The following is a 21975-nucleotide window of genomic DNA, read 5'->3' as shown; positions in this document are numbered from 1 at the left end:
CCGTCTATCGGCCGGGCGCCTCTTCCACCGGTTTGGCTATGTGAATCGCCGGCAGATGGCGCCACTGCTCCGCGTAGTCCAATCCGTACCCTATGACAAATTTATCGGGAATGACAAAGCCGCAGTAGTCCACGTCGACTTCCACCTGGCGCCGCTCGGGCTTGCTGAGCAGAACGCAGATCTCAAGAGACGCAGGCTCCCGCTGAAGAAGGTATTCCTTCAGCCGATGAAGCGTCCAGCCGCTGTCGAGAATATCTTCCACGACCAGAAGATTCCTGCCCTTCACCGGATTCTCGAGGTCTTGGAGAATTTTCACTTCCCCAGAGCTGTCCGTGCCGTTCCCATAGGACGACACCCGCATGAACTCCATGGCCACGTTCACCGATGGGTCAATCGCTCGGACGATATCGGACATGAAAATCGCCGCTCCACGCAGAATACCAATCACCGTGAGCCCTTTGCCACAGTACTTCCGACTAATTTCACGGCCCAGCTCGCTAACGCGCTTGCGTATCTGTTCCTCAGAAAAAAGAACCTCGCCTATCTGATACGTCATGATCGTCCTCCGACAGCCTCGTGCGGCGTAAAGTGCAACACTCTCAGATTTTTATATTCTACACCACTTGAGCGAACTTCCCACCCATATTCGGTGGATTGGGCAAAAACCGCCCCATTGACCAAGACAGCGGGCAGAAAGTCGGCCGTCCAGTCTCCGGGCTTCCGGGACAAGCAGATCCGTCCGACCGGCACGTTCAAGTCCCATGGCCCCATAGGCCCCGACACGAAGGAGACGTCCCAGCCGCCCCAATCTGCTCGCTCGCTGACCTCAACGGTCTGAATGACCCGTTCGGACGACGGCCCCCAAAAGAGATGCCCATCCCGGGCCGTCAGGTCGTGGTGCCGATCCCACTGAAAAGTCCACCGGCCGGACCGCCGGACCAGTCCTGTCAGGTCATCCATCCGTCGGCGGGATGGCGCCGCACCGCCGTTTTGGGCGGACAGATGGCGCAGCAGCCGGGCGATGAGCCCGTCGCTCAAAAGCCGGAGGCGTTTCAGCGATACCTTTTGAAACGGCTCAGGGGCCAATCGGCTCGCCCCTGCCAAAAGCGACGTCATCAGGACGTTCTCATCGCTTCGGGCTTCCCACGCCTCTTGGGCCAGGGCTGCCAAATGGACTGCCGCGCCCGCGCCGACCTGTCGCTCCAGTTCGGGCAGCAAATCGGCTCTGACCCTGTTGCGGGTATACCGACGGTCGCTGTTGCTCTCGTCCTCCACCCACGTCCACCCGGCGTCTTTCAGCAAGTCACGCAGCTCGTCACGGCGAAAGTCCAGCACAGGCCGGACCCACATGCCCCGTCGGCGGGGAATGCCCGCCAGCCCCCAAAGGCCGCAGCCCCGGCAGATGTTCATCAAGACGGTTTCAGCCTGATCGTCCGCCGTGTGAGCCAACGCGACGACGCTTGCTCCGGCCGACTGGGCGGCCTCCCTCAAAAAGGCGTACCGCTCCCGACGGCACGCCACCTCAACGCTCTCGCCCTGAAGCCGCCGGGACGCCGCGTCGATTCTCTTCCAAAAAAACGGCAGGCCAAGACGGCCGCAGGTTTCCTCAACGAACCGGCGCTCGTCCGCCGACGACGGCCTGAGCCCGTGATCGAGGTGAATGGCCGCGCACGGACGGAGCCCTGACGCGAGGCACAACCAGAGCAGCCCCATCGAGTCGCCGCCGCCGGAAACGGCAACAGCCAACGGCTGACCAAGCCAGCCGTCCCGACGGGCGGCGGCCCGAAATTTTTCGACCGCAGAGAGCGTCATATCGTATCAGTCCTTTCCGCCGACCGGCCTGGGACAGACGAAAAAAGGGAGCCGGCGCATGCCAGCTCCCTGAACGACGGTGAAACTACTCGGCTTCCGCCGGAATAGCCGGAGCTTCAGCCAGAGCCTTGTAAATCTGATAGCGGCGCTTGGCGTCCGCTTCTGCCCGGACGAAGAGCTCTTCGGCCATCGCCGGGTTGGTCTTCATCAGCGACGTGTAGCGAACTTCGCTCATCAGGAAGTCGCGGAACGACGCCTTGGGCTGCTTGGAATCGAGGATGAACGGATTCTTGCCCTGCTCCTCAAGCAGCGGGTTGTACCGGTACAGGTGCCAGTAGCCGGCCTCGACAGCCTTCTTGGTCTGGAGCTGGCTGTGGCCCATGCCGACCTTGATGCCGTGGTTGATGCAGGGGGCGTAGCAGATGATCAGGGACGGCCCGTGATATGCCTCAGCCTCGGTGACGGCCTTGATCAGCTGGTTCTTATCGGCTCCCATGGCCACCTGCGCCACGTACACGTACCCGTAGGTCATGGCGATGCGGCCCAGGTCCTTCTTGGTGATCCGCTTGCCGCCGGCGGCAAACTTTGCCACGGCCGCGGTGGGAGTCGACTTGGAGGACTGACCGCCGGTGTTGGAGTACACTTCCGTGTCGAACACCATCACGTTCACGTCGGCGCCGGACGCCAACACGTGGTCCAAACCACCGAAACCGATGTCGTATGCCCAGCCGTCGCCGCCGAAGATCCAGACGGACTTCTTGATCAAGTGCTCCTGAAGCTCAGCCACCCGGTCCATCAGGGCGTTGCCCTCGTCAGAGCCCATATCCCGGCCGATCACGGCAAAAACGCCCTCGGACGCTTCCTTGGAAGCGCTGCCGTCGTCTTTGACTTCCATCCAGTGGGCCAGAGCCGCCCGGACGTCTTCCGGCAGGTTCTCCAGCGCCAGCAGTTTTTCAACGTTGTCGATCAGGTCGTGACGAGCGTTTTCCAGCGACAGGCTCATGCCGTAGCCGTACTCGGCGTTATCCTCAAACAGGGAGTTCGCCCAAGCGGGGCCCTGTCCCATATCGTTGGTGCAGTACGGCGTGCTGGGCGCGGAACCGCCCCAAATGGACGAGCAGCCGGTCGCGTTGGCAATGATCATTCGATCGCCGAACAGCTGGGTGACCAGCTTGGCGTACGGCGTCTCGCCGCAGCCGGCGCAGGCGCCGGAGAACTCCAAGTAGGGCTTGGCGAACTGGCTGCCCTTCAGCGTCTTCACGTTCATCAGAGAGGACTTGTCGGACACGTCCACGCCGAAATTCCAGTTCGGCGCCTCGGTTTCCACCTGACTCGCCAACGGCGACATTTCAAGGGCCTTGACCGGGCAGATATCGGCGCAGTTGCCGCAGCCCATGCAATCCAGCGGGCTGACCTGCATGCGGAACTTGAGTCCGGCGAGCTCCTTGCCGCGGGCGTCGACGGTCTTAAAGGCGGCCGGAGCGTCCTTCATTTCCTCGTCGTCAGCCAATACCGGCCGAATCGCCGCGTGCGGGCAGACCATGGCGCACTGGTTACACTGAATGCACTTGTCGCTCAGCCACGCAGGCACGGTGACGGCCACGCCGCGCTTTTCGTAGGCGGACATGCCGTTGGGCATATGGCCGTCCTCGTAGCCAACGAACGAACTGACCGGCAGATCGTCGCCCGCCTGGGCGTTCATCGGAGCGCAGACCGCCTCGTAGAACGGATCCACGTCGTCGGAAGACTTCTTCTCCTCAATCGGAGCGGTTGCCCAGCTGGCCGGGATCTCGATCTTGCGAAGGGCTCCAATGCCCTTGTCCACCGCCGCGTTGTTCATGGCGACGATCTTCTCGCCCTTGCGGCCGTACGAATGGACGATCGCTTCCTTCATCAGCCGAACCGCTTCGTCCTCAGGGATGACCTTGGCGAGCTTGAAGAAGGCTGCCATGGTGATCATGTTGGTGCGGTTGCCCAGCCCAACCTCCTCGGCCAGGTCAACGCCGTTGATGGTGTAGAAGGAAATGTTGTTCTCGGCCAGATACCGCTTCACGCTGCCCGGGATATTGGCTTCGAGGGCTTCCATCGTCTCCCACTGGGTGTTCAGCAGGAAGGTGCCGCCCTTTTTCAGCCCGCGGAGAACCTGATACTGGTGCAGGTACTCCTGCTTGTGGCAGGCTACGAAGTCAGCGGCGCTGATGAGGTACGTGGAGCGGATCGGGTGGTGGCCGAACCGCAGGTGAGAAACGGTCACGCCGCCGGACTTCTTCGAGTCATAGGAGAAGTACCCCTGGGCGTACATGTCCGTGTTGTCGCCGATGATCTTGATGGCGTTCTTGTTGGCGCCGACGGTCCCGTCACTGCCGATACCCCAGAACTTGCAGCAGATGGTTCCCTCGTCCGAAGCGTCGATTTCCTCGTAAGGAAGCGAACGGAACGTCACGTCGTCGACGATGCCGAGCGTGAAGTGGTTCTTCGGCTCGAACGACGCCAAGTTGTCGAACGCGGCCTTGACCTGTCCCGGCGTGGTGTCCTTGGATCCCAATCCGTACCGGCCGCCGACGATCAGAGGCCGTTTGTCCGCCGGGCGCTCGCTGAACAGGGCGCACACGTCCTGATACAGCGGCTCGCCAAGGGCGCCGGGCTCCTTCGTCCGGTCAAGCACGGCGATGGAACGGACGGTTGCCGGCAGCACGGCGAAGAAATATTCGGGGCTGAAGGGACGGTACAGGTGGACTTCCACCAAGCCGACCTTCTCGCCTCTGGCCCGCAGGTAGTCGACCGTCTCGCGGGCGGCCTCGCAGATCGAGCCCATGGCGACAATGACACGGTCGGCAGCCGGGTCGCCGTAGTACACGAACGGCCGGTAGTCGCGGCCGGTGATCTTCTTCATCTCTTCCATGTAGCGGGCCACCACGTGGGGCAGACCGTCGTAGAACCGGTTGCAGGCCTCGCGGTTCTGGAAGAAGATATCCGGGTTCTGAGCCATACCTTTCTGGTAGGCCCGCTCCGGGTTCAGCGCGCTTTCCTTGTACTCGGCCAGAGCGTCCCAGTCGACCAGCTTTGCCAAGTCGTCGTAATCGATCAGCTCAATCTTCTGAACCTCATGGGACGTTCTGAAACCGTCGAAGAAGTTGACAAACGGAACGCGGGCCTCGATCGCCGACAGATGAGCCACGGCGGTCAGGTCCATAACCTCCTGAACGCTGGCAGACGCCAGCATGGCAAACCCGCTACTCCGGCAGGCCATCACGTCGCTGTGGTCGCCAAAGATCGAAAGAGCGTGGCTCGCCACCGCACGGGCGCTCACGTCAAACACGCCGGGAAGCCGCTCGCCCGCGATCTTGAACATGTTGGGAAGCATGAGCAGAAGTCCTTGAGAGGCGGTAAACGTCGTGGTCAGAGAGCCGGCAGTCAAAGAGCCGTGCACGGCCCCCGCCGCGCCGGCTTCGGACTGAAGCTCAGAGATCTGAGGAATGCGCCCGAAAATGTTCTTTTTCCCCTGCGTTGCCCACTCGTCGCAAGACTCAGCCATCGGCGAAGACGGCGTGATAGGATAGATAGCCGCCACCTCGGTAAAAGCGTAGCTCACGTACGCCGCAGCGGTGTTTCCATCCATGGTCTTCCATTTCTTTGCCATGAAACTCTACCCCCTTAGAGATGTGTTCCCCTGTTATGTATACCTCATACAAGATTGCTTTAATCATACAACCGCCGCACAAAATAATCAAAGGAAAACTATTGAGTTCACAAGGTCAATACATTACACCATTTAGATAATGTGATATCATTCAAGAAGCCCATTGGGTCGGATCAATTGCGAAGGAGGGAATTACATAATGAATGGGAAAAAGGTTTTGTCACTGCTGGCTGGAGCGATGCTCCTTGCGACGACCGCATGCGGGGCCGACAAGATGGTCACGTTCAACTTGGCCGTCGAGCCGCGCACGATTGACCCGGTGCTCAACAACGCCGTTGACGGGTCAATCGTCATCGTCAACATTTTTGAAGGGCTTGTCCGCATCGGCTTCAACGACGCTCCTGAACCGGGCTGCGCCGAGTCGTGGGACGTGTCTGACGACGGAATGACTTGGACGTTCCATCTGCGCGACGGCCTCAAGTGGTCGGACGGCAAGCCGCTCACTTCCGACGACTTCCGCTACGGCTTTGAGCGCCTGCTGGACAGCGCCAACGCGTCGCCCTACGCCTATTTGGGCTACTTCATCAAGAACGGCGAAAAGTTCTTCAAGGGCCAAGCCAAGGTTGAGGACCTGGGAATCGAAACGCCGGACGACCGCACCGTGATCCTTCACTTGGACTATCAGGCTCCGCTGCTGCTGGACTATCTGTCCTACCACGTGTTCTATCCGGCTCGCCGGGACGTCGTCTCCAAGGACCCGAGAGGCTGGACGCTCAACACTCAGCCGCTGGTCTGCAACGGGCCGTTCTTCGTCTCCGAGTGGAAGCACAACAGCGAGATGACGCTCCTGAAGAACCCGTACTACTGGGACGCCGACAACGTCAAAATCGACGCCGTCAAGATGGTCATGATCACCGACAGCAACACGGCCCTTGCCGCGTACAAGTCGGGCAACGTCGACCTGATCAATCAGCTGCCGCCTCTGATGACGCCTCAGCTTCTGGCAAGCGGCGAAGCGAAGGTCGCCCCGACGCTGGGCACCAGCTTCTCCGTCTTCAACACCACGAGAAAGCCCTTTGACGACGTTCGGGTCCGCAAGGCCTTCGCCCTCGCCGTCGACCGTCAGGTTCTGGTTGACAAGGTCACCATGGGCGGACAGAAGCCGGCTCAGGCTTTTATCCCGTTCATCATCCCGGGCGTTGATCCGGCCGGCAAGGACTTCCGCGCCGAAGATCCCACCGAGTACCTGCCCATCCATGCCGACGTAGCCGCAGCTCAGAAACTGCTGGAAGAAGCCGGCTACCCGGGCGGCAAAGGCTTCCCCACCGTGACCTACGTCTACAACGGCAACCCGACCAACAAGGCGATCGCCGAAGCGCTCCAGGCCATGTGGAAACAGAACCTGGGCGTCACCGTCGAGCTGTCCCAGCAGGAGTGGAAGGTGTTCATCGACACCCGGGTCCAGAAGAACTACGACATCGCCCGTCACGCTTACCTGGTCGACTTCTTCGACGCGGCCAGCCTGCTTGACCTGTGGATCTCCGACTCGTTCGAGAACGTCGTCGGCTTCAATAACGCCGAATATGACGCGCTGATGCGCGACTCGGCCCGCCAGATGGACCGGGCAAAACGCATCGACGACTTGCACAAGGCTGAGAAGATCCTGCTGGAGAACATGCCCGTTCTTCCCCTGTACTACTACTCCACGCCGTACCTGCTGAAAAGCCGGGTTGAAGGCGTCTACCTGTCGCCCCGCAACTGGGTATTCTTCCGCGGCGCCTCCGTCAAGTAAAGGCTCCTCCCCTGCCAGCCGGCTTCCGACCAAAGCCGGCTGGCTTTTTTGCGCCCGCGAAGACATAAAGGTTAATAAAGGTCAGTAAAATCATTTAGTCAGATATCGTCAAAACATATCTCTTAATTGACTAATACTGACCTATAATAGAGCCATCACGTCGAGAAGTGATATCCGGCGATAAGGAGGCTCATCATCATGACACCAATGATTAGAAGAAAGAATGTTCCGTACGTTACCCCGTGGGATTTGCTGGATCACGAATTTCAGAACCTGTTCGACGGCTTTCTCAGGCAGGAGGAACAAACGGCGGCCATGGACTTTTACCGTCAAGGCGACTCGTTTGTCGCCGAGATAGAGCTCTCCGGCTTCGAGCCCAAGGACGTGGACCTGCGGGTGTACAGGGACCACTTTGACGTGACGGCCAAGCGCCAGGCGTGCCAAGAGTCGAATGACCGGCAGCACTTCGTCAAGGAACGGACCGCGACGAGCTTCAGCCGGTCGGTCAGGTTCCCCGAGCCGGTCGACCCGGACCGCGTGACCGCGTCGTTCCAGAGCGGCCTGTTGAAGATTGCGGCTCCAGTCGCCGCGGCACAGCAGGCGCGAGTCATCAGCCTCTGCGACCCGGAAGAGCAAAAAACTGAACCGAAGGCGTAAAACGACCCGGCGGCGGCCCTAGGACCGCCGCCGGATCGCGTTTGTCCGAACGGCAAAAAGAGTTGACGGGCGGCAATCCAGCCGGTATAATCATTGCCGTTCGCGGGAGTGGCGGAATTGGTAGACGCGCAAGACTAAGGATCTTGTGGGGCAACCCGTGGGAGTTCAATTCTCCCCTTCCGCACCAGAACTTTCAGTGCGCTCATCGGTTGATGGGCGCACTTTTTTGTGCCAACTTGCGGCCGCCTTCGTTTGAAGGCGACCTTTTTATGCCCCAGTTAAGCTGCCCTTGCTGCTGCAGCCATACCCCTCAGCAGGCCGTTCTCTTCCAGAATTGTTCTGAGAGACTCGGCCACTAATTTTGTTTTATTTATGCACTTTATAAAATTATTGACCGTATTGCAAGTTACTGATATATTTAATTTTATCTTCAAATTCATCTTTTTTTATTTTCATACAGGAGGTTGGGACATGTTAAGCGGTTTGTTAATGGGGTTCGGGTTCGGATTCCTGCTCAAAAGGAGCCGAATCTGCATGGCCGGCGGGCTTCGGGACGTATACCTTGAAAAGCGTCTGACCGGATTGTGGGTCATGCTTTTGATGATTTTCGTTCACAGCGTTATCTACTTCTGGCTGGTTGAGCGCAGGCTCGTTCCGGCGCCGGAGTTTAAGGACTTTCCGTTAGTCGCCACGGTCATCGGCGGGCTGTTCTTCGGGTTCGGCGCGGTCATGTGCAACGGGTGCATTACCATGTCGCTGGTAAAGACAGGCGACGGCCGGCTCGCCGGCGTCATGTCACTGCTCTCGTTCATGCTGTTCGCCACGTCGTCCAAGCAGGGATTCTTGTTCCCGTTAGTCAAGCAGATCCAGTCTGTGGCCAACGTGCCGAACAATTTCGTCACGTCGCTCCCGTTCAACCCGCTGTACTTTTCAGCCGTCTGCCTCGCAGTCGTCGTCATCTTCGCGATCATTGACAAGAAAAAAGAGGCGGTCGGATTCGCCCTTCCGCCTTCCCGGACCGGGCTTAATCACCTGTTCTTCGAGCGGATCTGGGACCGCCGGTTCACCGCGGCGCTCATCGGCGTTCTGGCCGGCTTCAGTTTCTACTTCAGCTTCCTCACCGGGCGCAACGGCGGCTGGGGAATCACGACGCCGATCGTCTCATGGGTCAACGCCTTCTCGTTCGGCACGTACAAACTGAGCTGGGCGAGCTACTTCGTCCTTGGCATCATCATTGGTTCTTTTGTCTGCGCCGCGGGAAGCTGCGAGTTCAGTTTCAAGGGGACCGACGGCCCAACCCTCGTCCGCTCGTTTATCGGCGGCGCGTTCATGGCTTTCGGCGCCGTCCTCGGACAGGGCTGCCTCGTCGGCCACGGGATCACCGGGACCGCCCGGCTTTCCGTTCAGGCGTGGGTTGGCCTGCTCTCCATCGTCGGCGGGCTGTGGCTGGGAGCTTGGGTGTACTACGCCAGGCAGCTTTCAGCAAAAAAATAAAGGAGGTTACCTTATGAACATCAAGCTCGATACCATGGGAAAAGACTGCCCCATTCCGTTGATCGAACTGAAAAAGGCGGTTGCCGGCAGCAGCAAAGGAGACGTCATCGAGATCACCTTCACCTGCCCCGAAGCGGTGACAAATCTCCCCAGATACTGCAAGGAAGAAAACCACGAGGTCATCTCGTTCGAGTCCATCGGCCCGGGCGCTTGGAAGATGGTCATCAAGAACTAAGACGTTCCGCATCGCAAGAAGGGGTCCCGCCGAGGCGGGACCCCTTCTGTTATCTTTCAGCCGCCGGTCGGACGGTAAAAAAGTGGCTACCCCGCCTGGATTCGAACCAGGATCAAGGGAACCAAAATCCCTTGTGCTGCCGTTGCACCACGGGGTAGCAAACAGGGCTATTATACCAGTTCCTTTTCAAAGGTGAAGACGCCGGAAAAATAAAAACGTTGCCCGACCGAAGGGAGCTTTGTATCATATTTGACGCGGGGGGGTGATGACGCTGGAAGAATCAATTGACTGGGCTGGCGCGAGCCGTGCCTTGGCCGAATGGTACAGAGAAAACGGCCGGCATTTGCCCTGGCGGCTCACCGCCGACCCGTACGCAGTTTGGGTGTCCGAGACGATGCTCCAGCAGACCCAAGTGAGCCGCGTCGTCCCGCTCTATTTGGCTTGGCTCAGCGCCTTCCCGAACTGCCGAAGTCTGGCTGAGGCTGACGAGAGCGCTGTCCTGTCGCTGTGGCGCGGGCTTGGATACTACAGCCGAGCCAGAAACATGCTGGCGTCGGCCCGACTGATCGTCAGCGCCGGGTACGACGGGCCGCCCAACGACCAAGCGTTCCTCGCCGGGCTTCCCGGTTTTGGGCCTTATACCGCCGCCGCCGTCCGAGCTTTGGCGTACGACGAACCGACGGCCGCTCTGGACGGCAACCTGCGGCGGGTCTCCAGCAGGCTGACCGACTTAGACAAAGACCCCGCCTTGTCAGAGGGGAACAAAGTCTGCCAACGGGCGGTCGAGTCCCTCATGAAGTTTCAGTCGCCCCGACTGCTCACCAATGCCCTGATGGATCTCGGGAGCGGCCCCTGCGCGCCTCGCCCGCGGTGTCTTCTCTGCCCGTTGGAGCCGTACTGTCTGGCGCGAAAGCGCGGGACGACGGCCCTTCGGCCCGTCCGCCGAGCCGCTCGTCCGATCAGGCGCCGGTTCGGCGCCGCGTTGCTTTTCTCGACTCAGACCAAGCTGGCCGTCCGACAGCGTCCCAAGGGCGGCCTGTGGAGCGAGTTCTGGGAGATCCCGTGGGAGGTCGGCAGCGATGGCGAGGACTCGGGCGTGACGGCCCGCCGTCTGGCCGCGAGCTTGGGCGAAGAGTCGTTCCCCGAGCCACTGACGCCCTCCGTGACGATGAGATTCACCTCGTGGCAGGTGGAGACGAAGCTGTTCCGCGCGGCCAGCCAGCCTACCGGCACAGAGCTTCTTCCAGTTGACGACGCCCTGAGCCTGCCGATGCCGCTGGGCATTCTGCGCCTTCTGCGCGAAGCGCTCCAATCCGGCCTGATTCGCTGAAAAAAGGAGAGCTCCCTCGGGAGCTCTCCTTTTTTATTAACCGGCGTCTGTCAGCTCGCGAATTTTTTCGAGCACCTTGACGGCGTGCCCTTTGGCTCTTGCCGCTTTCCAGACCCACGCGACGGTTCCGTCAGGAGCGACGATGACCGTGCTGCGCTTGACGCCGACCGACCGCTTGCCATACAGGACTTTTTCGCCCCACGAGCCTACCCGCTCCATGAACTCGTGAGACGAGTCGCTCAGCAGGTTCACGGTCAGGTTCCGTTTCTCCTGAAACTGGGCGTGAGTCTCCGGGCTGTCCGGGCTGATCCCCCACAGGAGAACGCCCAACGCCTCAAACTGGGGAAGAAGCTCGGAGAACTCCTCCGCTTCGGTCGTGCAGCCCGGCGTCATGTCCTTCGGGTAGAAGTAAAGGACAGCCCAGTGCCCGGCCAGAGCCACCCCACTTACCGATGTCCCGGTCTGGTCCGGCAGGGAAAAAGGCGGCAGCGGACTTCCGATCTCAATCATCATGCCTGCCGAAGGGTCGCCGTGTAGCCCGCGTCGGCGAGCACTTTAGGGACGTCGATTTCGTCTTTGCTCACCGTCACGGTTCTCTCTTCCAAGCTCACCTTGCAGCCGAAAAATCCGGCCCCGGCAGCCTTGAGCGCCGCGGCGATTTTTTTCTTGCAGTGTTCGCAGTGCATGTCAGGAACGTCGTACACCCTTTTCCCCATGTCGAGCTCTCCTCTCTTTTCCTGTGTTTATTATATGTTAGCACTCTTAACAGGTTTGGAACTCGTCACGTTTTGACGAATCGAAAATCATTAAAGTTTTCTGTCGGCCTTTACTCAGTTCGCCATCGCTATTTGCACGGGCTGTAGCCGCAGCTGAAGCAGTACGCGCAGCCGCCGACCAATTCCATCGGCGCGCCGCACTCCGGGCAGGTGTGAGTTCCCTCAGCGGGCCGCTCGTCCTGCTCAATGAGCTTGCCCAACAGGATCGCCAGCGCGTCGGGAATGGACCGCACCACTAAGCTGTCGTCGCAGTCGAACGTCCAGTACTCCTTGCCCGACAGCCCCCTGAGGGTGGAGATGAAGTCTTCCAAGTGACCGCCGCTTCGCAGGCCAATGGAGATGACCCGAGAGAGAGCTTCCGTCATGGACTTGAGTTCTGAACCGCTCTTGCCGAGGGAGGCGAACACCTCGAACGGCTCCGAGCCATCGTAGTTGAGGGTGACGAACAGGCTTCCCCACGGCGTCACGTCTTTAATCGTCTTGCCCATCACGATCGGCGTACTCCGCTGCTTGACCCGGCCGGTGTGAGCCGTTTTGACAACCGGCGTCTGGCCGTCCGGCGCGGGAGCGGCCTTCTCGGCCGGTTTCGAGACCTCGATAGGCTGCTCGCTTCGCGATCCGTCCCGATAAATGGTAATGCCCTTGCAGCCCAAGTCGTAGCACCGCTCGTACACGGCCTTGACGTCGTCCACTGTGGCGCTCGACGGCAGGTTCACCGTCTTGCTGATGCCCGAGTCGACGTACCGGGCGAAAATCCCGGTCACTTCCACGTGTCCTTCCGGCGACAGGTCGTAGGCCGTCACGAACCGGGGATCTTCCAGCTTGCCGCCTGCCGACAGCTGACGCTTGCCCTCGTCAGTCACCAGCCGGTGGAAGTACTGCCGAGTCTCGTACCCGTTGCCGTCCGACTTCATGACCTTGCGGTTCCAGCTCCAGGCGAAGTTCGGCTCAATTCCCGCCGAGGCGTCTAGCAGCATGGAGATCGACCCGGTCGGGGCGATGCTGAGCCGACGGCTGTTTCTCATGCGCCCGCCGAGGACGGCGCCCAGAAGCCGCCGAAGCTCTTCCGGCGAGCCGCCTTCCAGCCGTTTTAAAACGCCCGGCGCAGCCTGCAGCGTGTTGCACAGCGTATACGGCAGCCCCAATTCCTTCATGCGGCCGACGACCCGGAGGAAGCCCTCTTCGTCCAGCGTCTCCATCGTCTGGGACATAAACAGATCGCCGCCCAGCTCGTCCCGAAGCGGGGCGAACAGCTTGACGACCGCCGAAGAAGCCGCGAACGGCCCCTTGCCCAGATGGTCGACCGAATCGACTGTGGCCAAAAGCGCGCAGACTGCCATGACCGACGCCAGCCGGTCGCAGAACCCGGAAAATTCGGGTGAGCCGTACACCAGCCCGGACGCGATGGCAGCGTCGGCCAGTCCCATCAAACCCAGCCCGACGGGCCGTATCTGGCGGGTTCTCCGGCCGATACGCTCCAGCGGGTACGAGCACGAGTCGATGACCAGATCAAGATAGACCATGGAACGGTAGACCTGATCGACGAACCGGGCCTCGTCGAATGCCAGCTGTCCCGACCCGTCGGGCGCGACGAACGCCGACAGGTTGATGGACCCTAAGTTACAGCTGGTGTAGTTGGGGAGCGGCTGTTCGCCGCACGGGTTGGTTGATTCGATGACGAACTCCGGGTCCTCGCGCAGCAGGTTGTCCGCCCCGGCCCGGTCGATGAAGAACACCCCCGGATCCCCGCGGCGCCAAGCGTTTGAGCACAGCTTGTCCCAGAGCTGAGCGGCCGGAACGGTCGCGGCGGTCTTGCCGTCCACACGCGAGACCAGCGGGAAGTCTCCCCCTTCTCTGGCAGCGTTCACCAGCCGGTCGGACACGCAGACGGAGATGTTGAAGTACGGTAGCCGGCCGTCCTCGGTCTTGGCGTCCATGAACCGTTCGATATCCGGGTGATTGTCCGGCAACATGCCCATCAGGGCAGCCCGCCGGCGTCCTCCTTGGACGACCACGCTGCCCATGGTGTTCCACGTCTCCATGAACGAGACTGGCCCGGACGCTTTGCCGCCCGTGCCGCCCTTGATCGGGGCGCCCGACTCCCGCAGATGGCCGAAGTTCGCCCCCACGCCGCCGCCGTACTTGCTGATGATGGCCGCGTCCTTCACCGCGTCGAATATGCCTTCGATGCTGTCCGGCACGCTCACCACGAAGCAGGCGAAAAGCTGCTGGTTCGCGGTCCTCCCCTCGGCCAACCGGCGGTAGTCCTCCCAAGAGAGCTCGTCAGGTGAACAGTAGATGATTCGGCTCCACTGGGGCTGGACCGTGAGGCCCGCGCCGCACCCGTAAAGGCACGGCGAGTTGAACAGGAACTGAAAGTTCAAGATGTCGGAGAACAGATTCTTCTCCAGCGTCCGTATCCAGCCGATCTCAGACTCGGGCGCGTAAGCAGTCTCAGAGGCGGCCAGCACACGGGACACTCGGCGGGCGACTTCCTCGATGCCGCGCTCGGGCCGGCAGGCTTTCAGTTCGTCGTCCCACCGGTCAAGGCAGTAGCGCTGAGCCAAAAGCCAACGGGCGTTCTCCGACCCGCGGGGTGACAGGGGATTTTCCAACAGTCCGACGTCGATGTCGGAACGAAATCGATTCTTCAGGAAAACGTGCATCTGCTTCTCTCCATTCTGAACGTAAGTGTGTTTCGAATACTGACTCATTGTAGCAGGAATCGTCCCCCTCGAACGGCTCAGAAAAGCGGGAAATTTTTTGGCCAAGCGACGGGGACTGCCGTGCTATACTCGAAGTGAAAATTTCGCCGAATCGCGTTTCATACCTCTTCCTGACAGTTTCGGCGTGAAGCGAGGCGAACTGCCACGTCCCAGCAAAACCATCGGCCCACCGACGAAAAAAAGACCCAAACGCCAGTCCGGCTGGTTCACCCTCTGGCGCCGGTCTGGGACGAGAGAAGCCGCGTCCTCGTGCTCGGCTCGTTCCCGTCGCCGAAGTCGCGGGAAGCCGGGTTCTACTACGCCCACCCGCGCAACAGGTTTTGGCCCCTCCTGTGCCGGCTTCTCGGCTGTCCGACGCCGCCCGATACGGCTGGAAGAAAGGCCCTGTGCCTGTCCGTCGGCCTTGCCCTCTGGGATGTCGTTGGCTCCTGCACGATCATCGGCGCGAGCGACAGCACGATTGAGGACGTGCGGGCCAATGACCTGTCCCCGCTGCTGAGCGGCGCGCCGATTCGAAAGATCTTCACCACCGGAGCGGCTGCCGCGCGGCTGTACCGCCAGTTCATCGAGCCGATTTCCGGACGGCCGGCAGAAAGTTTGCCGTCGACGAGCCCAGCCAACGCGGCGTGGACCTTTCCCCGGCTGCTTGAGGCCTACCGGCCTCTGGCCGACGCTCTTCAAACCGCTGACAGCGACGACAAAGAAGACGACAAAGAAAGCGAGGCATTCCCCGCATGATCTCCCTTCCCTCAAGCGCCCGCAAGGTGATGGACGCGCTGGAAAGAAACGGCTTCTCGGTTTTTCTGGTCGGCGGATACCTGCGCGACACTCTGATGGGCCGTAAGCCCGGCGATATCGACCTAGCCACCGACGCCAAACCGAAGGACGTCACTGCGCTGTTCGGCGCGAAGTACACCTTGGAAACCGGCGTCAAGCACGGCTCCGTGACGGTCATGTCCGACGGCCTGCCTATCGAGGTCACCACGTTTCGATCCGAGGGCGCGTACGCCGACAAACGCCACCCGAACAGCGTCAGTTTCCTGACGAACGTCACCGAGGACCTTCGTCGCCGGGACTTCACGGTCAACGCCATGGCATGGAACCCGGAACACGGGCTGATTGACCCGGTCGGCGGCAGGGAAGACCTTCAGCGCCGCAGGATCCGCTGCGTCGGCAACCCGGACGAGCGTTTCGCCGAGGACGGGCTGCGAATTTTGCGGGCGCTGCGCTTCGCCTCTCAGCTGAACTTTTCGATCGACCCGAGGGCCGATGAGGCGCTGAACCGATTCACCTCAAGCCTCGAAAACGTTTCGGTTCCCCGGGTATGGCACGAGCTTTCGCTGTTCTTTCAGGGCGTCCGGCCGGGAAGGCTGTTCGCCTCCCACCTGCCGGTGTTCGCCGCGGTCATCCCCGAGCTGGCGTTCCTCTGCGACAACTCCCCGCTGTCGTTTCAAGCGGCGACTGACGCGGCCCGCTGGCTTGACGCGGTGCCTCAGGACCTGCCCCTCCGTCTGGCCGCGCTCTTTTCTGCCGTCGCTCCGGACCAACAGGAGGCGGCTTTTCTGGCAAAAAGCGTCTTAGAAGACCGGCTCCAAACCGATCGAAACACCCGCCGGGCCGTTCAAAGCCTGCTCAAGTATCCCGCCATCGCGCTGAAAACCCCCGACGAGGCCAGAGCCCTGCTCAAGGCTGTGGGAAGGGAAACCGCCCTCGATTGGCTTGGGCTCGTCCTGCCTATTCTCTCCCAACAGGAGGGCGAGGGGACCAGTCGGATTCTGAGCGCAGTTCTGGAATGCAATCTCCCGTTGGACGTTTCCCAGCTGGCGGTGAAGGGAAGCGACCTCATCGACTTAGGGTGCCTTCCCGGACCTCTGATCGGGGAAATCCTCTCCACCCTGCTGGACGAGGTCTTCGCCGGACGGCTGCCCAACGAACGGCCTGCCCTGCTTCGCCGGGCCGTCCTGATGTTGGAGCGAACTTCAGCAATTCAAAGCGGCACTTCTTCATCAACAAGTTGCAGTCAAGGGAATTCATCAGTATAATCAAGGCAATCAGGAGGCGCGCTGTGAACCCAACTCCGGAGAAACTCTGCGTCATCGGCAACGCGAGGGTCAAAGAGGGCAATCCGATCACCCATCTGTACTCGTCGTTCTTCATCACTTTTATCGTGGACAGCGAGACGGGGACGATTCTTGACGCGGAGGCGTCCATGACGCTTGACCTGACCCGCCGGTTCGTGAGGGATCTTCTGTCCGGCAGAAGCTTGGCGGACGTCGATGAGAGCCTCATCCAGCTGATCAGCTGCTGTTACCTCGGCTCGTCACAGAAAGCCATGTGCGTTGCCTACCGGGACGCGGTGAAAAAATACCGGGCTTGGCGCCAGGGCCTGATCATCACCGAATAAAACAATCGCTGCCTTGTCTGTCAGCCTGCCCGCGTCGAGCGGTCAGCTGTGAGGAGAAGATCCAGCGGACACCATGGCCCTGTCGAGGGTCTGTGTGTCCGCTGTTTTTGTAGGGCTTTTCCCTTCCCATCAGGAGGGTTCAGCAGTTTTACAGCACGAAGCAACGCTTATATCACAAGGAGGAGACGCTATGTTGACATCAGGTTTTGCTTATCTCGCGTTTTTAACGTGCTTCGCCGGAGTCGTGTCCACGCTGGAACGTAAGTACAAGGACACGCTGTTTTTCAAGTACGTCCCCACGCCGGTCCTGCTGTACCTGCTCTGCATGATTTTCGCCACTTTCGACCTGTGGCAGAACACGCCGGAGATCAAAGAGACCTACAAGACCGTCAAAGGCCACATTATCCCCGCGATGATCTTCGTCATGCTCCTGCGGTGCGATATCCGAAAGATCATCAAGCTGGGGCCGCGGATGCTCCTCGGCTTCTTCTCCGCCACGATCACCATCATGATCGGCTTCATCGTCATGTTCGCGATGATGAAAGGCGGCTTCGGCCCGGAGAGCTGGAAGACTTGGGGCGCCCTAGCAGGAAGCTGGATCGGCGGGACGGCCAACATGGTGGCAGTCCAAGGAGCTCTGGGCATTTCAGACTCGTCGATGGGCTACACGCTGCTGGTCGATAACGTCAACTACTCCATCTGGGTCATCCTGCTCCTGGCGACCGTCCCGTTTGCCGGCAAGTTCAACAAGTGGACCAAGAGCGACACTTCGGTTATCGACGCCCTCGGCTCTCAGCTGAGCGGCGGCGAGCAGAAGAAACGCACTTCCATTGAAGTGAGCGACCTGTGCCTGCTGTTCGGCGCCGGACTTCTTGCCTCGGCCCTGTCCCAGTGGCTGGCCTCCTACGCCTCTCCCGCTCTGATCAACGTCTTCGGCAAGAGCGACTTCCTCTCGGTCTCAACTCTGACCATCGTCATCGCCACGATTTTCGGGCTGATCTGCGCCACCACCGCTCTGGGAGAAATTCCCGGCTCGTCGCCGGTCTCCATGACGCTGCTGTACTTAATGATCTGCCTTATCGCGTCGAGAGCCTCGTTCAAGGAACTGACCGACGCCCCGTACTACCTGCTGGCCGGCGCGGTTATTCTGGGCATTCACGCCCTGCTGATGGCCCTGTTGGCCAAGATCTTCAAGCTCGACCTGTTCACCTGCGCCACCGCCTCTCTGGCCAACATCGGAGCCGTTGCCGCCGCGCCGATCGTCGCCGCGGCCTACAAGGAAGCCCTCGTCCCGATCGGCGTTCTGATGGCGCTCATGGGATACGTGTGCGGGACCTTCGGCGGTCTCTTCGTCGCGAAAATCCTGTCCATGATGGCAGGCGCTTAACATGTCCCGCATTGTCGCTCTTCACTGGGGACGAATTGAAGCCCCCCTGCGGGTTCCGTTCAAAACGTCGGTTCGGCAGGTCAGCACGCTGGTTGATTTCCCGGTGATTATCGAGGCCAACGACGGCCGGCAGGGTCTGGGAAGCGCGCCGCCGACCGCAAAGGTCACAGGCCACACGGAAGGCGCGATTTTAGGAGCCTACGCGGAAATCGCCGCCGCGCTGATCGGCAGGGACGCGGACGACCTGGCCGAAAACCTTCGGGCCCTGAGCCATTCGATCGTCGCCAACAGCTCCGCGAAGGCGGCCGTGGACGGTGCCCTTCACGACCTGTGGGCGAAAGGCCTCGGCGTCCCGCTCTGGAAGGCGCTGGGCGGCTCAGGCGGCTCGGTGGAAACGAACGTCACGATCAGCGTCAACGCGCCGGACGTGATGGCTAAAGACAGCCTCGACGCGATCGGACGGGGCTTCCGCACCCTGAAGACGAAGGTCGGACTTGACCCCGAAGTTGACCTGCAGCGCCTGACGGCTATCCGTCAGGCGGTGGGAAAAGACGTGACGCTGCGAATCGACGCCAACCAGGGGTGGAACGCCCGTCAGGCCCTGCGGATGCTCGATGCGATGCAGGAAAAGGACCTGGATATCGAGCTGGTGGAACAGCCCGTCCCGGCTTGGGACCTGAAAGGTCTCGCCGAAGTGGCGCGCCAGTCCCCCGTCCCTGTCGTGGCGGATGAAAGCTGCTGGACGGCCGATCAGGCCCGCCGGCTGATGGACGACTCGCCCGTGTGGCCCAATATCAAGCTGATGAAGTGCGGCGGGCTGGCGGAAGCCAAGCGGATCGTCGCCTTGGCCGAAATTTACGGCCGGGAAGTGATGCTCGGGAGCATGCTGGAAGGGAAAATCAGCGTCTCCGTCGCCGTCGCTCTGGCGCTGTGCCGGGGCGTGGCGACCCGGCTCGACTTGGACGGCCCGGCTCTGGTCGTAAAAGACGACGTGGTCGGAGGGCCGGAGTTCAACGGCCCGAAGATCAGCGCGTGGGAAGGCCCCGGCCTGGGGCTGGCCGGCGTAACCAAATTCCAGCTTTTGGGCGGTTCAGGTGCCGGGAACTTTGACGCCAGCCGCTTCATCGTGAGGGAGGGATGACCGTGAAAAAGTTTTTAGCACTGGCCTGCTGCCTGCTTCTGGCGGCGCCCGCGTACGCGAGTTGGGGCGTGGTAAAAGCCGACTTGCTTTCCACCACCAACGATGACGGCACAGAGCGGGACGACGAGCTGCTGTGCGGCCAAATCGTCCAGATCCTGAGCGAGAAGAATAAGGCCGGGCTGGTCGATGTGAAGACCGAGGGGCGGTACGAGACCTTTCTCTCGCCGGAAGCTCTCGTGATCACCGAAGACGAACCGGCGTGGGCCAAAGAGCGGAACCGCCGGGTCGCGTCCATCCGCGCCGACGTGCTGCCCCAACCGGACACATCGTCATACCCGCCGCTGATTTCTCTGCCCCGGGCGTCTTGGGTCAAGGCCGAGCAGAGCAAAGAAAAAGAATGGGCTCAGGTCACCCTGCCCGACGGCCGAGTAGGTTTCATGAAGTGGGCGTCCCTGCGTCAGCCCCGCCAGTGGGGCGAGTTTGACGAAGCGGCGACCCGGGCGAACTTAGTCAAAGACGCCGTCTCGTACATGGGCACCGGGTACCGCTGGGGCGGCAAGTCGCCTGACGGCATTGACTGCTCCGGCCTGACGGCGATCGTTTACGACCTGAACGGTCTAGTGATCTACCGCAACTCTCGGCCTGAGGCGGGCTTCCCAATCGCCTGTATCGCGCCCGAAGCGGAGCCGGATGGGACCTTCACCCTTCAGGATCTGGACAAAATGGGCCTCAAGCCCGGCGATTTGCTCTTCTGGCCGGGCCACACCGGCATGTACCTCGGGAACGGCAAGTACATTCACTCGAACGGCCGGACGTTCGACACCTGCGTCAACTCTCTGCTCAAAGACGACCCGGACTACCGGAACGACTTGGCGACGACCCAAACTCTGGTCTCGTTCGGCACCGCGTTCCCGTCCGCGCCGGATCAGCTACTCGTCAAAGAGCTCTGGGCCGAGCCGGGCGAGCGGGACGGCAAGAAGGGCTGGTTCATCCGAGTCCGCGCCCAAGGCTACGCGCCCACGAAGGTTTTAATTTACCCGAAAGGCGCCGATAAGCCGGACGACTGCATCGTCGTTGACGCGCCCCGGCGGATGTGTTTGGAAAAGCGCGGCTCCACCCATAAAGCGCTTCCGTTCGTGACCTACGATGAGGAAGGCAGCTACCGCCCAGCGGTCAAGCTGATCAACGACGCCGGGTGGCTGCCCGGAGGCAAGCCGATCGAAAGCGACGTCGTCACCTTGGCCGAACCGCTCGTTTGGCCGATGAAGGAGACGAACTGACATGAACGGCCTGTGGGCGCTCGTTCCGCTGGTCCTGTACATCGTCCTGTGCTTCTGTCCGTTCGGGCAGATCTTCGCCGTCATCGCCGGAATTATCGTCGCGGCGGTTATGGGCGGACACGGCCTGATGGACGTGGCCGCCGGCATTCGGGCCGGCATGGGCTCGTTTCTGGGCTACATCGGCCTGATCATTTTGCTCGGCGGCGGGCTCGGCATGGTCCTCAAGCGCACTGGCGTGGTGAACTGCCTCGTCGCGTGGATCACCGGGAAAATGAAAGTCGACTCCCAGAGGAAGGCCTTCCTGCTCGTCATGATCTGCTCTGTGCTCATCGTCAGCGTTCTGGGCACCATGGCCGGCGGCAACGCCATTCTGGCCCCGGTGCTGATTCCTATCGCCGCGTCGGCGGGCGTCGTTCCCAACGCCATGGCGGTTCTGCTCCACGGCGCCGGCGCCACAGGGCTGTTCCTCGGCCCCTTCACCCCACCGGTCGTCGCGCTGATGGAGTTCACCGGCGTCAGCTATCCCCAGTACCTGCTCAACGCAGGCATTCCGATTTCCCTCATCATGTGGATCGTCACGTTCTTCTGGGCCGGCAGAGTGCAGAAGAAATATGCCGGCGTCACCTGCTACGCTGAACAGGCCGAAGAGGCCGCTTTGGACTTGGCCAACTATCGCCCGGACGGCCGAACCAAACTGGCCACGGCGACGTTCTTCGTCGTGCTGATCGGGCTGGTCGTCTGGGGCATTTCCATCGGCGGCGGCTCGACGTTCGTCCTCGGCCTGATGCTCGTCACGGCCGCCTTGACCGGCCTCGCCGGACGGCTCAAGGTCAAGGAGATCATCGACGCGGTATGCGACGGCGCCCGGCCGCTCGTTTGGCTTTTCTTCTTCTTCGTCCTGCTCGATCCGTTCATCAATTTCATCTCCGATGCCGGCGCGTTTCAGGCTCTGGCCGGCGTTCTGGCGCCTTACGTTGAGAAGAGCGGGCATGTGGCGTTCGTCGCCTTCACTACCCTGGTCGGTATCTTCGGCGTGCCCGGCGCGGCCGTCGCTCAGGCGGAAGTGCTCAATAAGATGTTCCTCGAACTGGCTCAGGCTCAGGGGATTCCGATGGTCCTGTGGGCCGCAGTTCTGTTGGTCGGCTCTCAGATGACATCGTTCGCTATGCCCGAAGGGGACATGCAGGGACAAATGGGGCTGGCCCGGTCGGATGACTTGAAGTCGGTTCTCTGCAACGGCTGGCTGATCTGCCTCTTCACGACCCTTTACGTCGTCGTTCGGGCTTTCTTCATCTGAGTGT

Annotated in this window: 18 protein-coding genes and 2 tRNA genes; 13 read left to right on the top strand and 7 right to left on the bottom strand. The window is 61.0% G+C overall.

Annotation, left to right across the window (positions count from 1 at the left end; translation table 11 throughout):
* Positions 1 to 4: 4 nt before the first annotated feature.
* From hpt to nifJ, 3 genes are all read right to left on the bottom strand, one after another.
* On the bottom strand, positions 5 to 556 hold the full coding sequence (gene hpt, locus HMPREF1249_RS04870) for a hypoxanthine phosphoribosyltransferase (RefSeq protein ID WP_008520537.1): 552 nt from the start codon (positions 554 to 556) through the stop codon (positions 5 to 7).
* Entirely contained in the window at positions 553 to 1812 is a 1260-nt protein-coding gene (gene tilS, locus HMPREF1249_RS04865) for a tRNA lysidine(34) synthetase TilS (RefSeq protein WP_008520535.1), read from the bottom strand. Before tilS ends, hpt begins: the two co-directional genes overlap by 4 nt.
* A gap of 85 nt (positions 1813 to 1897) precedes the next feature.
* Positions 1898 to 5452, bottom strand: coding sequence for a pyruvate:ferredoxin (flavodoxin) oxidoreductase (gene nifJ, locus HMPREF1249_RS04860; RefSeq protein WP_021775906.1), 3555 nt, complete (start codon positions 5450 to 5452; stop codon positions 1898 to 1900).
* A gap of 199 nt (positions 5453 to 5651) precedes the next feature.
* Between nifJ and HMPREF1249_RS04855 the strand changes: the two genes are divergently transcribed.
* The 5 genes from HMPREF1249_RS04855 (at position 5652) to HMPREF1249_RS04835 (ending at position 9630) form a co-directional block, all read left to right on the top strand.
* Positions 5652 to 7244: a peptide ABC transporter substrate-binding protein gene (locus HMPREF1249_RS04855; protein WP_021775874.1), complete on the top strand. Its 1593-nt coding sequence runs from the start codon at positions 5652 to 5654 to the stop codon at positions 7242 to 7244.
* A gap of 198 nt (positions 7245 to 7442) precedes the next feature.
* Positions 7443 to 7901 carry an Hsp20/alpha crystallin family protein gene (locus HMPREF1249_RS04850; RefSeq protein WP_021775891.1) on the top strand — a complete coding sequence of 153 codons (459 nt, stop codon included), beginning with the start codon at positions 7443 to 7445 and terminating at the stop codon, positions 7899 to 7901.
* Positions 7902 to 8003: 102 nt separating this feature from the next.
* Positions 8004 to 8088 (top strand) — tRNA-Leu (locus tag HMPREF1249_RS04845).
* 284 nt (positions 8089 to 8372) lie between these two features.
* Positions 8373 to 9395, top strand: coding sequence for a YeeE/YedE family protein (locus tag HMPREF1249_RS04840; protein ID WP_021775913.1), 1023 nt, complete (start codon positions 8373 to 8375; stop codon positions 9393 to 9395).
* A 13-nt stretch (positions 9396 to 9408) separates the two neighbouring features.
* Positions 9409 to 9630 (top strand): sulfurtransferase TusA family protein, encoded by a 222-nt coding sequence (locus HMPREF1249_RS04835; protein WP_008522671.1) that lies wholly within the window; start codon positions 9409 to 9411, stop codon positions 9628 to 9630.
* Positions 9631 to 9713: 83 nt separating this feature from the next.
* Here the strand turns inward: HMPREF1249_RS04835 and HMPREF1249_RS04830 are convergent.
* Positions 9714 to 9787, bottom strand: a tRNA-Gln gene (locus tag HMPREF1249_RS04830).
* Positions 9788 to 9895: 108 nt separating this feature from the next.
* On the opposite strand from HMPREF1249_RS04830, the gene HMPREF1249_RS04825 reads away from it, so the two are divergent.
* On the top strand, positions 9896 to 10960 hold the full coding sequence (locus tag HMPREF1249_RS04825; protein ID WP_008522669.1) for an A/G-specific adenine glycosylase: 1065 nt from the start codon (positions 9896 to 9898) through the stop codon (positions 10958 to 10960).
* Positions 10961 to 10996: 36 nt separating this feature from the next.
* Here HMPREF1249_RS04825 and HMPREF1249_RS04820 read toward each other — a convergent pair whose 3' ends face one another.
* The 3 genes from HMPREF1249_RS04820 to HMPREF1249_RS04810 form a co-directional block, all read right to left on the bottom strand.
* The gene (locus HMPREF1249_RS04820; RefSeq protein WP_021775890.1) at positions 10997 to 11470 is read right to left on the bottom strand and encodes a peroxiredoxin; all 474 of its coding nucleotides are present in this window, start codon (positions 11468 to 11470) and stop codon (positions 10997 to 10999) included.
* Complete coding sequence (locus tag HMPREF1249_RS04815; RefSeq protein WP_008520515.1) at positions 11470 to 11676, bottom strand: heavy-metal-associated domain-containing protein; 207 nt, start codon at positions 11674 to 11676, stop codon at positions 11470 to 11472. The genes HMPREF1249_RS04820 and HMPREF1249_RS04815 overlap by 1 nt, the downstream gene beginning before the upstream one ends.
* A 128-nt stretch (positions 11677 to 11804) precedes the next feature.
* Positions 11805 to 14402: an adenosylcobalamin-dependent ribonucleoside-diphosphate reductase gene (locus HMPREF1249_RS04810; protein ID WP_021775888.1), complete on the bottom strand. Its 2598-nt coding sequence runs from the start codon at positions 14400 to 14402 to the stop codon at positions 11805 to 11807.
* Positions 14403 to 14663: 261 nt separating this feature from the next.
* Between HMPREF1249_RS04810 and HMPREF1249_RS04805 the strand changes: the two genes are divergently transcribed.
* The 7 genes from HMPREF1249_RS04805 (at position 14664) to HMPREF1249_RS04775 (ending at position 21971) form a co-directional block, all read left to right on the top strand.
* Positions 14664 to 15200: a DNA-deoxyinosine glycosylase gene (locus HMPREF1249_RS04805; RefSeq protein ID WP_008522665.1), complete on the top strand. Its 537-nt coding sequence runs from the start codon at positions 14664 to 14666 to the stop codon at positions 15198 to 15200.
* A complete protein-coding gene (locus tag HMPREF1249_RS04800) occupies positions 15197 to 16504 on the top strand; it encodes a CCA tRNA nucleotidyltransferase (protein ID WP_008522664.1) in 1308 nt (435 codons plus the stop codon). The genes HMPREF1249_RS04805 and HMPREF1249_RS04800 overlap by 4 nt, the downstream gene beginning before the upstream one ends.
* 23 nt (positions 16505 to 16527) lie before the next feature.
* A complete protein-coding gene (locus tag HMPREF1249_RS04795) occupies positions 16528 to 16866 on the top strand; it encodes a DUF3870 domain-containing protein (protein ID WP_008520507.1) in 339 nt (112 codons plus the stop codon).
* Between the two features lie 190 nt (positions 16867 to 17056).
* Positions 17057 to 18253 carry a DUF819 family protein gene (locus tag HMPREF1249_RS04790; RefSeq protein ID WP_008522663.1) on the top strand — a complete coding sequence of 399 codons (1197 nt, stop codon included), beginning with the start codon at positions 17057 to 17059 and terminating at the stop codon, positions 18251 to 18253.
* A gap of 1 nt (position 18254) precedes the next feature.
* Positions 18255 to 19394, top strand: a complete 1140-nt coding sequence (locus HMPREF1249_RS04785) for a dipeptide epimerase (RefSeq protein WP_021775896.1) — start codon at positions 18255 to 18257, stop codon at positions 19392 to 19394.
* The gene (locus HMPREF1249_RS04780; protein WP_008520503.1) at positions 19391 to 20674 is read left to right on the top strand and encodes a C40 family peptidase; all 1284 of its coding nucleotides are present in this window, start codon (positions 19391 to 19393) and stop codon (positions 20672 to 20674) included. Before HMPREF1249_RS04785 ends, HMPREF1249_RS04780 begins: the two co-directional genes overlap by 4 nt.
* A 1-nt stretch (position 20675) precedes the next feature.
* A complete protein-coding gene (locus tag HMPREF1249_RS04775) occupies positions 20676 to 21971 on the top strand; it encodes a GntT/GntP/DsdX family permease (protein WP_021775899.1) in 1296 nt (431 codons plus the stop codon).
* Positions 21972 to 21975: the final 4 nt, after the last annotated feature.

Origin of the sequence: Jonquetella sp. BV3C21, from assembly GCF_000468895.1 — a bacterium.
Taxonomy (GTDB): Bacteria; Synergistota; Synergistia; order Synergistales; family Dethiosulfovibrionaceae; genus Jonquetella; species Jonquetella anthropi.
This window is presented reverse-complemented; position numbering and strand designations above follow the sequence as displayed.

Bases quoted from the DNA above. Each gene is read 5' to 3' on its own strand.
- HMPREF1249_RS04780 (WP_008520503.1), top strand. From the start codon at position 19,391: ATGACCGTGAAAAAGTTTTTAGCACTGGCCTGCTGCCTGCTTCTGGCG.
- HMPREF1249_RS04775 (WP_021775899.1), top strand. From the start codon at position 20,676: ATGAACGGCCTGTGGGCGCTCGTTCCGCTGGTCCTGTACATCGTCCTG.
- nifJ (WP_021775906.1), bottom strand. From the start codon at position 5,452: ATGGCAAAGAAATGGAAGACCATGGATGGAAACACCGCTGCGGCGTAC.
- HMPREF1249_RS04835 (WP_008522671.1), top strand. From the start codon at position 9,409: ATGAACATCAAGCTCGATACCATGGGAAAAGACTGCCCCATTCCGTTG.
- HMPREF1249_RS04785 (WP_021775896.1), top strand. From the start codon at position 18,255: ATGTCCCGCATTGTCGCTCTTCACTGGGGACGAATTGAAGCCCCCCTG.
- HMPREF1249_RS04810 (WP_021775888.1), bottom strand. From the start codon at position 14,402: ATGCACGTTTTCCTGAAGAATCGATTTCGTTCCGACATCGACGTCGGA.
- HMPREF1249_RS04840 (WP_021775913.1), top strand. From the start codon at position 8,373: ATGTTAAGCGGTTTGTTAATGGGGTTCGGGTTCGGATTCCTGCTCAAA.
- HMPREF1249_RS04850 (WP_021775891.1), top strand. From the start codon at position 7,443: ATGACACCAATGATTAGAAGAAAGAATGTTCCGTACGTTACCCCGTGG.
- HMPREF1249_RS04790 (WP_008522663.1), top strand. From the start codon at position 17,057: ATGTTGACATCAGGTTTTGCTTATCTCGCGTTTTTAACGTGCTTCGCC.
- HMPREF1249_RS04855 (WP_021775874.1), top strand. From the start codon at position 5,652: ATGAATGGGAAAAAGGTTTTGTCACTGCTGGCTGGAGCGATGCTCCTT.
- tilS (WP_008520535.1), bottom strand. From the start codon at position 1,812: ATGACGCTCTCTGCGGTCGAAAAATTTCGGGCCGCCGCCCGTCGGGAC.
- HMPREF1249_RS04820 (WP_021775890.1), bottom strand. From the start codon at position 11,470: ATGATTGAGATCGGAAGTCCGCTGCCGCCTTTTTCCCTGCCGGACCAG.
- hpt (WP_008520537.1), bottom strand. From the start codon at position 556: ATGACGTATCAGATAGGCGAGGTTCTTTTTTCTGAGGAACAGATACGC.
- HMPREF1249_RS04815 (WP_008520515.1), bottom strand. From the start codon at position 11,676: ATGGGGAAAAGGGTGTACGACGTTCCTGACATGCACTGCGAACACTGC.
- HMPREF1249_RS04800 (WP_008522664.1), top strand. From the start codon at position 15,197: ATGATCTCCCTTCCCTCAAGCGCCCGCAAGGTGATGGACGCGCTGGAA.
- HMPREF1249_RS04825 (WP_008522669.1), top strand. From the start codon at position 9,896: ATGACGCTGGAAGAATCAATTGACTGGGCTGGCGCGAGCCGTGCCTTG.